Consider the following 12,012-nt stretch of genomic DNA (forward strand, 5'->3'; position numbering starts at 1 on the left):
AATCTATAAGAAGAACGAACGCAAGATAGTAGCCGCTACAATTAGGAAGATACAAGCCCCAAACCAACTGGCAGCCGTTTTGCTGGTATCGGGGTCGCCGCTACTAAACTTGTTATATACCTTCACCCCACCGATGAGTCCCACCACAGCCCCTATGGCATAGATGAGCTTAGTAGCAGGGTCAAAATACGAGGTAACCATACGGGTAGCTTCATTGATACCTCCTACACCATTGCCCTGAGCAATGGAAAATTGTGTAACTCCTATCATCGTCAGCAGAAGGAGCCGTTTTAGAATTGATTTTCGCTTCATTGATAATCTGTTATTTTAAAATTTGGTGCAAAAGTAAGGGAAGATAAAGAGCAGAGGGCAAGTGAGGTAGCAGGTGGCAGAAAATGGCGGGGGATGGCTTGTTGTTTAAGTTTTTTTTTGTAGCTTTGCAACGTGAATAAAAAACAAGATAATCAATGACTACAAATAAAACAATAAATAGAGGTTCTGAGTGGAGAAAATGGGATTTACACTTTCATACTCCTTCATCATATGATTATAAAGATAAAAGTGTAACTAACCAAAAAATTATAGATATATTAGCTGAAAATAAAATATCTGTTGTTGCAATAACAGACCACCATACAATGGATATAGCCAGAATCCAAGAATTGCAACTACTTGGTAAAGATAAAGGAATAACTGTCTTACCTGGAATAGAATTTTTAGCTGATGCAAGAGGTAAAGATCCAATACATTTCATAGGTATTTTTTCAGACACTTCTAATATTTCTTATATATGGGGGCAGCTAAAAAACACTACAAATATAAAACAGATAGAAGGTTCTAATAAAAAACACAATGAAGTATATTGTGATTTAATAGACACCATGAAATTAATAAAAGAATTAGGAGGAATAACAACCATACATGCAGGAAGTAAAACTAATAACATTGAAAACATTACAAATTCCTTACCTCATGCCATAGCACAAAAAGAAGATATAGTTGATTTAGTTGATATTTATGAACTTGGGAAAGTAACTGATAAGGAAGGATATATAAAAAATGTTTTTCCTAATATAGGAAAGTATATCCCTATGATTATTGCCTCTGATAATCATGATATAAAGAATTATTCCTTAAAAGAAAACTGTTGGATAAAGGCTGATCCTACTTTTGAAGGATTGAAGCAAATTATTTATGAGCCTGAAGAAAGAGTAAGAATACAAGAAGAAGAACCCGACTTCAAAGAAGATAAAGAAATCATTGACAAAGTGAAATTTATCTCTCTTAATAATAAATTTAGTAATGAAGAGATATATTTGAATCCTAACCTTAATGTTATTATCGGTGGAAAATCGTCAGGAAAATCTATATTGTTATATTCTATTGCAAAAACCTTATTAGCAGATACAAAAGACAAATTGCTTTTTAAAAATAATGGGGAAGAAAGATATAGTCTAAAATCTATTGATTATGGCTTTGATTTTGAAATTACAACGAAAGCTGGTATTTCTCAAAAAATATCTGATAGAGAAGACGGGCATAATTCTCTAATTCCAAATATAAAGTATATTCCACAAAATGAATTGGTAAAACTTGCTGAACCTGAGTTAAGTGGAAAAGGAGAATCTCTAAATAAATTAGTTAGAAATCTTATTTGTGAGGATACTGATTCAAAACAAAAGTATGATGATTTTATCAAAAATGTTAAACAATATGATAAAGAAAGGGAAGAGTTGATAAATAGCTATTTTGAAACTCTTGATAATATACAAAAATTAGAAGCTGAATTAAAAACAAAATCAAATAAGGAAGTTTTACAAACGAATATTAAAACCAATTCTGAAAAAGTTGAAGAGTTGAACAAAAAAGCTGGATTGTCCGATGAACAGATTCAACAATACAAAAGTATTCAAGAACAACAACAAGAAAATCAAAAAAGAAGAGATTTACTGAATAGCGATTTTTCTCAAACGAATGCTTTCCTTCAAGAGTTGAATAAAGAATTATCTAACTTACAGGAACGAAAAAATACTTTTTTACAAAGCATTCATAAAAATGAATTTAGAGGTTATTATCAAGATAAATTAAAGTTCATAGATGACTCAATTGTTCAACTTCAAGGTTTAATTTCAGAAATAGGAACAATTATAAATTCCGAGGGGAAGAGAATTTTCAATACTGATAATATTTTTAAAGAAGAACTAAAACAAATTAATTATGAAAAGTCTAATATTGAAGAAGAACTAAAACCATATCAACAGAATGAAGACATTAAAAAGCAAATAAGAACTCTGGAAGAATTTATTGAGAATGATGGGAAGTTATTATCAGAGATAGATAGTCTCAATAAAAAAATAGAGGAAAAAAGACAATCCATTGAAGAGATTAAAACAAAATTGTTTGATTTGTATAAAAACTCGTATAATGAATATATAGATATTGTAGAACAATTAAAAAATAGAACTATAGAGCTCGAAAAAGATGGATTACAGATAAGAGGAGTTACACAATTTAATTTTCCAAAATTTAGAAGAGAAATAATTAGTTTTACTCACGGAACATATAATGATAACGATAAATATTGTATTTTAGACGAAAATAGAAGTCGTATTTTTGAAACTAATTATGACGAATTAATTTCAAATATCAGTAAGATGTTTAATGAAATTATGACTAGTGAGTATAGAATAAAAACTATTAGTAAGAAAGAGGCAGTTAAAAAATTACTTAATGACTATTTTTATGACTATTGGGAAATCACTTACAAAAATGATAAACTTGGCGAAATGTCCACAGGGAAAGCAAGTTTTGTAATACTAATGTTAATAATAGGCTTGAGTAAATCAAAATCACCAATTCTGATTGACCAACCAGAAGATAACTTAGACAATCGTTCTGTGAGTGAAAATATTATCTCTTATCTAAGGAATAAGAAGATTGAAAGACAAATTATATTGGTTACACATAATGCAAATATTGTTGTAAATGCCGATGCAGAAAATGTTATTGTTGCAAATCAAAAAGGACAAAATGACAAAGAAACTTCGAGTATTTATAAATTTGATTATATCAATGGTGCTATAGAAAATACATTTGCTAAAATTGAAGCCGAAAAGGATTTATTAAAAAGTATGGGTATTAAAGAACATATTGCAGATATTGTAGAAGGAGGTAAAGAAGCCTTTAAAAATAGAGAGAAAAAATATGGTTTTAATTAATTTTTTTGTTTTACCTTTTAAAATAATATGGGATATCATCTTATAAATATAATAGACGGAAAATTAGAGCATTGCTTCATAGAAAACTATGAAGAATTAGTTTATGAGGATGCTATAACAGGAGATACTATTATTTATCAAGGAGAAGAGAAGTGGAAACCTTTTAAAGTTTCTGAAAATGAGATATATAAAGGTCTTGCAAATGAAGATTTTAGAATAGGTATAAGAGCCCAACATCTTTTCAAAAAACAAGCTGATAAAGAAGGTTTTATACTTGAGGATTTAAATCAAAATCAAGAAAGTTTTAAAATATATACTAACAATGTTGATAAATCTATAAAAAGAGGAGATTATTTAGTTAGAAATTTTGGAAACATAGAAATTGATGTAAAATGCAAAACTTTTTATAAATTTGAAAAGACTCCAGAAGAAATTTTCTTTTATTTTGAGTGTGATGATTTGACTAAACACTTAAATATGCAATCTTTTACAAAAACACCTATTCTAATCGCTATTTATGAAAGAAGTCAAGAGAATAAAAATCAAATAAAAGAAGATACAATACATTTTATTTCGATAAACGAAATGAAGAGATTGAAAGAGAAATTTCAAAAGTCCCGTTATTCACAATATAAAATACCAACAAAGTATTTACATCAAGGTTTTGATTATATAAAAGAGGTTTTTGAAAGAATTTGAAGACTATATTAAATTCAAGTTGCTAAAGTAACTTTTTTTTATCAGTGAAAAAACATCCATTTATTTAATGTCTAAAAGTATAAGAAGAAAAAATAAACTTCATAGGTTAAAATTAGGATTTGATAAATATAAGAGAGACGTGAAAAGGAAAAATCCAAAAGCGAGTTTCTCCGATTATCCTTTATATCAATATATACAAAGAAGCAAACTCAAACAAAAACCTGAGTATTCAGATACAACAAAGTATTTTCTTAAAAACAAGTCCTTTTTTGGAAAAGAAAATAAGACTATTACAGAAAATGATATACTTTTGGTTCCAAAAATATTTTCAATAATAGATAATTATAATGAAACGACTCTATTTTTTAAAAGAATATTAGGCTCCTTATATCAAAATCCTTCAGAGGAAATTAAAATTGATTTTAAAGATTGCATTCAAATGGATATTTGCGCTTCTATGTGTATGGATATCATTTTAGCTGATTTTATAAAATATCATAATCAATGTAGAAAAGATGGGCACAGAATGAGAATACATTCTATCAAACCAATAAATGTCAATTCATATAATATTCAAAAGGTATTGTTTTCAGTTGGAACTTACAAGAATTTGAAAGGATTAAAAATTGATTTTCCAAATTTAAAACCATTTCCTATAATTATTGGAGATAAAAACAATCCTAAATTGCTAGAAAAAAGAGAAGTAGATATAACAAAAACAATAGATTATATAATAGAATGTTTAGGAGAATTAAAAAGAACTCTTACTAATAAAGCTGAATCAAATCTTTATAAAGCTGTAGGAGAAATTGTAATAAATGCAGAAGAACATTCTGATAAAACAAAAAGATACATTATAGGATATTTTGAAAAAATAGAAACTTCTGATGAGGAGAATTATGGCATTTTAAATTTATCTATTCTTAATTTTGGGAAGACTTTTTACGAAACTTTTAAAGAAAGTGATAATGAAGAAGTTACAAAGCAAATGAAATCAATAAGTCGAAGATATACTACAAAGGGCTTATTCAAAAAGAAAAAATTTGAAGAAGAAACCCTATGGACTTTATATGCCCTTCAAGATGGGGTAACTAGCACAAAAGACTGGAAAAGAGGAAATGGAGCAATACGTTTCATTGAAAGTTTCTTTGATTTGAAAGGGAATTGCTCTAATGATGATATATCTAAAATGGTTATAACTACAGGACATACTCAAATTATTTTTGATGGGAAGTATCAAATCACAAAACAAAAAAGGAATAATACAATTTTTAAAATGATGACTTTTAATCATTCAGAAAATATTGAAGATATTCCAGATGAAAAATATGTTAAATATCAAGAAAACTATTTTCCTGGCACGATTATTTCAGTGAAACTAAGGTTGGATTACGAGAATACAATAGAAATAAACTAAGAATTTATGGACTTAACAATAGATTTAAATGACTACAAAGTAAAAGGTTCTAAGGTTTTTACCGGAAGAGATAGAGGTATAGAAATTAGAGAAAAAACAAAAATAGATTCTTTATTCACTAATGGGTCGGACTCTGATAATTTGACAATCATTATACCTCCAGAAATAATGTCTATAAACCCTTCTTTTTTGGAAGAGTTTTTGTTTAATATAGTGAATAAATTGGGGAAGGAGAAGTTTTATCAAAAAGTTAAATTTTCTAATAATAGCGAGCGTTATGACATTAATGAAGATTTGGAAGAAGCTGTTGATAGAATTTTAAGGGCTAATAATGCATTAACTAAATAAAAATTGCTATGTTGCTGATTTCGATTAGGATATGGGATAATATAGAAAAATTGTCTAATATAGCTAATGTTATTATTGCTCTATTAACTCTTTTTCTTGGGTGGTATATATTTTTCTATCAGAACAAAAAAGATAAAAAAGATAAAAATATACAATTGCTAAAAGACTTAATTATTACTCCTAAAATGGAAGTTATTGAGAAATATTTTGATGAAATTTCCTCTTTAAGAGAAAGAATTAAATCTGATTCATTAAATGATAATGAAAAAATGGAACTAATTTCTTTTACAAAAGAGCAATCTTCATATATCAGAAGGAATTTTTTGATATTTATTCAAAAAATAGCTCCTTTATTACATAAAAATATTAGCGACAAAATTGATTTTCTGACAGATAATTTAACAGAAACATTATCTAATGATGAACATAAACTATGTAATAAAAAAACATATGAAAAACTTATTAATCAAAAAATCTTAGAAACCCATAGTTTTGTATTAGAAGAAATTTTTAAATACGAAGGATAATCTCTCACACAAACTCCCTAATATCAAACTCCATTTTACTCTCCACAGTTTTAGGCAACGCCTTCTCCAAGAGTACGCTTACTTTAAGAGTCGCTTGGGGTAAGGCTTTTTCTATGGCTTCTAATAGGCTGGTGCCCTCTACCTTTTGCAGTAGCTCTATGTTGTCAGCAGTTACCTCTTCTTTGTCCTCAGAGAGGAAAGTAGCTACCTTTTCCAAGTCCTCAAATGAAAGCCCCGTAGCAAAATCATTGTCCTCTTCCTCTGTTCGATAGCTGCGTAAATCCTCTTCTTCATCTTCAAGGTCTATGGTAGGTTCCTCTTCCCATTCTGTCAGAATATCCTGTTGCTCTTTTTCTGTTAAGGGGATAGCTGTAGTAGCTACCTTTGCAGGAGGCACAAACCTGCTTTCTCCCATTACCGATGTTAGAGGAGCTGTTTTGGGTATAGGGGTAGCTTTAGGTTGGGGAGCTCTCTTTTTAGAAAGTGTTATAGGCATTTTGTCCGATAGCAACAACAAAATCACCACGATAAGTAGTAAAATGATAATCTTTTCCATTGTTAGAATATAGGTTTGTATTTCTGTTCAAAACTCTGTGTAATTTCTTCTTGGTACTGCTCGAAATGCGCTTTGAGCACATTATCCAAATAGTTGTACAGACTGATCTTATCTTCTCCTATCACCTGTACAATGCGGGCTATTCGCTGGTGAAACTCAGGGCGTATATACACCGATTTCCCTTCCCTTGCTGAAGTCTCTCCCTGCTCAAAAAAATAACTTTCATACTCATAGAGTTCTGCCTTTTTCTTCTTGGTAGGAGCTGGTTTCTGGGGTGCTTTCTCTGTCTCTATTGGAGCCGTAGCAATGGCAGGGGCAGGCGTGGGTTGCTTGCCTGCCATTAGCTCCATTAGTTCGTTTTCGTCTATAGGTTTTACTGTCTTCATATCTTTAGGGTTTATTGAATAATCTGTACCAACTCATCAATAAAGTCGTCCAAATGGCAACCGCTCATCAGCTTCTCATCAGCAGGCATTAAGGTAGAACGGAATACCAATCGTTGGTTTTCTGTGCCGTCTTTTCGGAAACGCTTGCTATCAGATATGTAGGCTTGCATCAGGTTCAAACCTAAATCAGCAATCACTTGCTCATAAATCTTATACAAAGGCGATTTTTCTCTCCCATCTACCTGATTCCAAAATAAATGCACGCTTTTAATAGTACTTTCGGTATTCTTAGCGATGATATTGGAAAGTACCTCAGTAAAACTCAAAGTACTTTCAATCACCACTCTATCGGCAGTGATAGGTGAGAAAATGTGATGCATTTGAGCCAACAGGGTCAATATTCCTGCGGTGTTTACTGTCCCTGGCATATCAAAAAGGATAACCTCTATAGGGAAAGGAGTCTCTGCAATGAGCTGTTGTGCCTTTTCAAGGGCTTCATTAGGCTTACATTGTATTATGGGGTATGCCTTTTTGTTTAGCTCACTAAACTGTCTATGGGCAGCTTTCTTAAAATGCTCGTTGTTCATCACTGTTTTGAGGTCTTGTTCTCGCATTCGGTGTAGGCTGTATTGTGGATAATCACAATCCATCACTGCTACATTGTAGCCCATTCGGTAATGTAGCAAGCTGGCTACTAAGGTAGTAAAAGTGCTTTTTCCTACCCCTCCTTTCTGGGTGGAAAAGCTAATGAATTTTGTCATAGATGTCATATATATGTGTTTAAATATGTTTGTAATTCAGTAAGTATATAAGTGTATAGCTATTCAAATACAACTATCTGTAATTAGCCAATTATCTAACTACCTCTATAAGTAAGTATTTACTCACATAAGTAATTGACTAATTATCTAATTACTTGCGTATGTACATACGTCTGTAGCTTTATAGCTTTGTAGCTACATAGCTACCTAATTGCATTTTTACTTTTGTACATACTTGCTTTGGTATGCGGGTGCAAAGGAACATACAAATATACATATAGCCTTATGTAGGGTTGTAAATGGCTTTATAAGGAAGTGATTGGCTTTGTGTTATATACAAATCCTTTGCTAAGAAATGACTTGTTTTGCACCCTGAAATCACTTTACCCGCTCGTAGTGTTAATTTCTCTCTTTATAGCTAATTAAAATTCGACCGTTAGGGAGAATTTTCTGTTCACCCGAACAGAGCAAGTTGTGTTTTGAGGCACGCATTAGGCGTGTAGGCACCTCAAAACCACTTGCCCTTGCAGGGAGCTTAAAACACACTCCGAAGTCGTGGTTTTTTACTAACACTGAATTTATATGACCTTACAGAAAACAACTCACAAACGCCCCATAGGTAGGAATAAAAAGATAAATCCTGCTTCTTTTAGATATGTCTTTAGATTAAATGAAGAAGAAAACAATCAGTTTCTCTCGCTTTTCGAGCAATCAGGAATGAAAGTCAAAGCACATTTTATCACCTCTTTGCTTTTTAACCGAGAGATAAAAGTGGTGAAAATTGATAAATCTGCTTTAGATTATTACACCAAACTCACTGAACTCTATGCGCAATTTCGTTCGGTAGGGGTCAATTACAATCAGATTGTAAAGATACTCTACCGTAATTTTTCGGAGAAGAAAGCAGCTGCTTACCTCTATAAATTAGAGAAAGAAACTACCCAATTGATTGCTATCTGCAAACAAATATTAGAGCTTTCTCAGCAAATAGAGCAAAAACTAAAGTAAGTTTTTAAGACGAAAACAGCGACTTATGATAGCAAAAATACATCGAGGAGGGCAGCTGTTAGGAGTACTTTTGTACAATCACAACAAGGTGGATAAAGGGCAGGGTGAGGTGTTATACGCTCAAAAAGTGATACGACCTCTGCAAGGAAATGTGGGCATTTCGGAAGTGTCTCGCTCCTTTGCACCTTATCTCTATGCCAACATAAGGACAGAAAAACCTATCCTACACATCTCCCTCAACCCCGATCCTAATGATAAGGTGAGTGATGAGACCTTTGTAAAGTTGGCTACTGACTATATGCAACAGATGGGTTTTGGCGACCAACCTTTTGTGGTTTACAAACATTCGGATATTGAGCGCAAACACATTCACATCGTATCGCTGGGGATAGATGAACAAGGCAAGAAAATTCCTGATACTTTTGAAAAAATACGTTCAATGAAAGTATGCCGAGAGTTGGAAACAAAATACCAACTTATCCCTGCTATCACCAATGATTCACAGCTAACAGATGATGAGCTCTTGCCTTTGTCTAAATTAATACCCTTAGATTACCGACAAAACGACCTTAAAAAGGAGTTGATTCATACTGTAAAACAATTGCTAAAACACTATCATTTTACCTCGTTAGGAACGTTCAACGCCTTGCTCAATCAGTTTAACATAGCGGTAGAAAAGGTAGAAGGCGAACTGCAAGGTATTCCTAAAAAGGGCTTGGTATATGTAGTATTGGATGAAAATGGCAATAAGGCGAGCCATCCTTTTAAAGCCTCCAAGCTCGGCAAAACACTATGCTTACCTTATATCGAAAAACATTTACAAAAGGAACAAGATCACTTAAAAGGACAAGACACCACTTCCTTAAAGGCACATATCACCTTTTCTAAAGAAACAGCTCATAGCAAAAGTGAATTTGTTCAAGAACTAAAGGCTAAAGGGATAGAGGTCGTCTTTCGTGAAAACAAAGAAGGGAGAACCTACGGGGTAACCTTTATCGACCACAACAGCCGATGTGTGTATAATGGATCTCAGCTGGGGAAGGAGTTTTCTGCCAATGTTTTTCATCAGTGGCTAAAATCGTTAGAAGAGCCTGCTACGGCTTTAACCTCTCAGGTAAATATGCGGTCTGTAACTCCTTATGCAAGTAAAAATCACGACAATACTAATACTGTTGAAGAGGATACTTTCTCTGACACTTCTTGGACACATTACCAAGAGGATTTTGGTAAGGACTCTGCCTTAAATGCTTTCTTTACTCTTTTCTCTTTGGATGATCAAGGGGTAGATTACGAAGAAGAGGATTTTACCAGAAGAATGAAACGTGCTACTGCCAAACGGCGAAAAATGAAAAACAAATCTTAGGTGTGGCCAGTGAGCTGACATAGCTAAGTATAAAATATTGACAAACACTAAAAACAGAAACAAATATGCAAAACGATGATGATTTAAGAGCATTAGCCAAGATTATGGCTTTTATGCGTGCAGTAAGTATTCTCATAGTACTAATGCACCTCTATTGGTATTGTTATGGCTTTTTCCAAGGCGAAAAGTGGATATTAGCCGTAGTAGATAGAATCTTGACCAACTTCCAACGAACAGCAGGACTGTTCTCTCACCCGCTATACACCAAATGCTTTGCCCTCCTGCTCTTAGCCCTGAGCTGTTTGGGAACAACAGGCGTAAAAAACGACAAAATTACTTGGCGAAAGATTTACATCGCTCTGGGAGTAGGAGTCGCTCTTTACTTTGGTAACTTTTGGATTTTGTACTTGCGACTTCCTGCTTCAGTGGTTGCCTTTTTCTATATCCTTACCCTATCTTTGGGCTACATAGCTCTTCTTATGGCAGGTTCGTGGATGAGTCGCTTGTTAAAAGACAACCTTTTAGATGATGTTTTTAACAATGAAAACGAGTCGTTTATGCAGGAAACTCGACTGATGAAAAACGAGTATTCTGTGAATCTACCTACTTTGTTCTACTACCACAAGAAGTGGAACAAAGGTTGGATCAATGTGGTAAATCCCTTTCGGGCAACCATAGTGCTGGGGACTCCTGGTTCTGGTAAGTCTTATGCTATTGTGAACAACTATATCAAACAACAAATTGAAAAGGGTTTTGCAATGTACATCTACGACTTTAAGTTTGATGACCTCTCTACCATTGCCTATAATCACTTGCTAAAAAACTTAGACAAGTATAAGGTAAAGCCCAAGTTCTATGTGATAAACTTTGATGATCCTCGCCGTAGTCATCGTTGCAACCCTATCAACCCGAACTTTATGAGTGATATTTCCGATGCTTATGAATCTGCTTATACCATTATGCTCAACCTTAACCGCTCGTGGATCCAAAAGCAAGGTGATTTCTTTGTAGAGTCACCTATCATTCTCTTGGCTGCTATTATTTGGTTTTTGAAGATTTACAAGGATGGTAAGTACTGTACTTTTCCACACGCCATTGAGCTATTGAACAAGCCTTATGCCGATGTTTTTACTATTCTCACCTCGTACCCCGAACTTGAGAACTATCTATCGCCTTTTATGGATGCTTGGCAAGGAGGTGCACAAGACCAGCTACAAGGACAGATAGCCAGTGCTAAAATACCGCTCTCCCGAATGATTTCGCCTCAACTCTATTGGGTGATGACAGGTGATGATTTTTCATTGGATATCAATAATCCCAAAGAACCTAAAATCCTTTGTGTAGGCAACAATCCTGATAGGCAGAACATCTATTCAGCTGCTTTAGGGTTGTACAATTCACGTATTGTAAAGCTCATCAACAAGAAAGGACAGCTCAAATCCTCTGTGATTATTGACGAGTTGCCTACCATTTATTTCAGAGGCTTGGACAACTTGATAGCTACAGCCCGAAGCAATAAAGTAGCCGTTTGTTTAGGTTTCCAAGATTATTCACAGCTCACTCGTGATTATGGCGATAAGGAAAGCAAGGTGATACAAAATACTGTGGGGAATATTTTTAGCGGACAGGTAGTAGGAGAAACAGCTAAAACCCTTTCTGAACGTTTTGGAAAGGTATTACAGAAAAGGCAATCTACTACGATTAACCGCAATGATACCTCTACCTCCAT

12 protein-coding genes are annotated in these 12,012 nt (G+C 33.4%); 8 read left to right on the forward strand and 4 right to left on the reverse strand.

The features are described from left to right. Positions 1–3: 3 nt before the first annotated feature. The gene (locus HMPREF9074_RS06685; protein WP_074698907.1) at positions 4–270 is read right to left on the reverse strand and encodes a DUF4134 domain-containing protein; all 267 of its coding nucleotides are present in this window, start codon (positions 268–270) and stop codon (positions 4–6) included. Between the two features lie 197 nt (positions 271–467). Here HMPREF9074_RS06685 and HMPREF9074_RS06690 point away from each other — a divergent pair, with 197 nt between their 5' ends. The 5 genes from HMPREF9074_RS06690 to HMPREF9074_RS06710 all read left to right on the forward strand — a co-directional run bounded on the left by HMPREF9074_RS06690 (position 468) and on the right by HMPREF9074_RS06710 (position 6,209). Continuing rightward, complete coding sequence (locus tag HMPREF9074_RS06690; RefSeq protein ID WP_009389076.1) at positions 468–3,218, forward strand: TrlF family AAA-like ATPase; 2,751 nt, start codon at positions 468–470, stop codon at positions 3,216–3,218. A gap of 27 nt (positions 3,219–3,245) precedes the next feature. Beyond that, positions 3,246–3,917: a hypothetical protein gene (locus HMPREF9074_RS06695; RefSeq protein ID WP_009389074.1), complete on the forward strand. Its 672-nt coding sequence runs from the start codon at positions 3,246–3,248 to the stop codon at positions 3,915–3,917. Positions 3,918–3,984: 67 nt separating this feature from the next. Beyond that, positions 3,985–5,334, forward strand: coding sequence for a hypothetical protein (locus tag HMPREF9074_RS06700; RefSeq protein ID WP_009389072.1), 1,350 nt, complete (start codon positions 3,985–3,987; stop codon positions 5,332–5,334). 6 nt (positions 5,335–5,340) lie between these two features. Next, complete coding sequence (locus HMPREF9074_RS06705; protein ID WP_009389070.1) at positions 5,341–5,682, forward strand: STAS-like domain-containing protein; 342 nt, start codon at positions 5,341–5,343, stop codon at positions 5,680–5,682. An 8-nt stretch (positions 5,683–5,690) separates the two neighbouring features. Next, positions 5,691–6,209 carry a hypothetical protein gene (locus tag HMPREF9074_RS06710; protein WP_009389068.1) on the forward strand — a complete coding sequence of 173 codons (519 nt, stop codon included), beginning with the start codon at positions 5,691–5,693 and terminating at the stop codon, positions 6,207–6,209. A gap of 4 nt (positions 6,210–6,213) precedes the next feature. On the opposite strand, the gene HMPREF9074_RS06715 is transcribed toward HMPREF9074_RS06710, so the two are convergent. From HMPREF9074_RS06715 to HMPREF9074_RS06725, 3 genes are read right to left on the reverse strand one after another with little or no spacing between them, the layout of a single operon-like run. Then, entirely contained in the window at positions 6,214–6,765 is a 552-nt protein-coding gene (locus HMPREF9074_RS06715) for a hypothetical protein (protein ID WP_009389066.1), read from the reverse strand. A gap of 2 nt (positions 6,766–6,767) precedes the next feature. Then, positions 6,768–7,151: a DUF3408 domain-containing protein gene (locus HMPREF9074_RS06720; protein WP_009389064.1), complete on the reverse strand. Its 384-nt coding sequence runs from the start codon at positions 7,149–7,151 to the stop codon at positions 6,768–6,770. An 11-nt stretch (positions 7,152–7,162) separates the two neighbouring features. Beyond that, positions 7,163–7,921 carry a ParA family protein gene (locus HMPREF9074_RS06725; protein WP_034540070.1) on the reverse strand — a complete coding sequence of 253 codons (759 nt, stop codon included), beginning with the start codon at positions 7,919–7,921 and terminating at the stop codon, positions 7,163–7,165. 573 nt (positions 7,922–8,494) lie between these two features. On the opposite strand from HMPREF9074_RS06725, the gene mobA reads away from it, so the two are divergent. The 3 genes from mobA to mobC form a co-directional block, all read left to right on the forward strand. Beyond that, positions 8,495–8,920 (forward strand): conjugal transfer protein MobA, encoded by a 426-nt coding sequence (mobA, locus tag HMPREF9074_RS06730; RefSeq protein ID WP_009389060.1) that lies wholly within the window; start codon positions 8,495–8,497, stop codon positions 8,918–8,920. A 25-nt stretch (positions 8,921–8,945) separates the two neighbouring features. Further along, positions 8,946–10,283: a conjugal transfer protein MobB gene (gene mobB, locus HMPREF9074_RS06735; RefSeq protein WP_009389058.1), complete on the forward strand. Its 1,338-nt coding sequence runs from the start codon at positions 8,946–8,948 to the stop codon at positions 10,281–10,283. A gap of 65 nt (positions 10,284–10,348) precedes the next feature. Then, a partial coding sequence (gene mobC, locus HMPREF9074_RS06740) for a conjugal transfer protein MobC (RefSeq protein ID WP_034540072.1) occupies positions 10,349–12,012 on the forward strand: 1,664 nt, incomplete at its 3' end.

This window comes from Capnocytophaga sp. oral taxon 329 str. F0087 (assembly GCF_000213295.2).
Taxonomy (GTDB): Bacteria; Bacteroidota; Bacteroidia; order Flavobacteriales; family Flavobacteriaceae; genus Capnocytophaga; species Capnocytophaga leadbetteri_A.

What these genes read in the sequence shown, in the direction of transcription:
- HMPREF9074_RS06685 (WP_074698907.1), bottom strand. Translation starts at nt 270, where the DNA reads ATGATAGGAGTTACACAATTTTCCATTGCTCAGGGCAATGGTGTAGGA.
- HMPREF9074_RS06690 (WP_009389076.1), top strand. Translation starts at nt 468, where the DNA reads ATGACTACAAATAAAACAATAAATAGAGGTTCTGAGTGGAGAAAATGG.
- HMPREF9074_RS06695 (WP_009389074.1), top strand. Translation starts at nt 3,246, where the DNA reads ATGGGATATCATCTTATAAATATAATAGACGGAAAATTAGAGCATTGC.
- HMPREF9074_RS06700 (WP_009389072.1), top strand. Translation starts at nt 3,985, where the DNA reads ATGTCTAAAAGTATAAGAAGAAAAAATAAACTTCATAGGTTAAAATTA.
- HMPREF9074_RS06705 (WP_009389070.1), top strand. Translation starts at nt 5,341, where the DNA reads ATGGACTTAACAATAGATTTAAATGACTACAAAGTAAAAGGTTCTAAG.
- HMPREF9074_RS06710 (WP_009389068.1), top strand. Translation starts at nt 5,691, where the DNA reads ATGTTGCTGATTTCGATTAGGATATGGGATAATATAGAAAAATTGTCT.
- HMPREF9074_RS06715 (WP_009389066.1), bottom strand. Translation starts at nt 6,765, where the DNA reads ATGGAAAAGATTATCATTTTACTACTTATCGTGGTGATTTTGTTGTTG.
- HMPREF9074_RS06720 (WP_009389064.1), bottom strand. Translation starts at nt 7,151, where the DNA reads ATGAAGACAGTAAAACCTATAGACGAAAACGAACTAATGGAGCTAATG.
- HMPREF9074_RS06725 (WP_034540070.1), bottom strand. Translation starts at nt 7,921, where the DNA reads ATGACATCTATGACAAAATTCATTAGCTTTTCCACCCAGAAAGGAGGG.
- mobA (WP_009389060.1), top strand. Translation starts at nt 8,495, where the DNA reads ATGACCTTACAGAAAACAACTCACAAACGCCCCATAGGTAGGAATAAA.
- mobB (WP_009389058.1), top strand. Translation starts at nt 8,946, where the DNA reads ATGATAGCAAAAATACATCGAGGAGGGCAGCTGTTAGGAGTACTTTTG.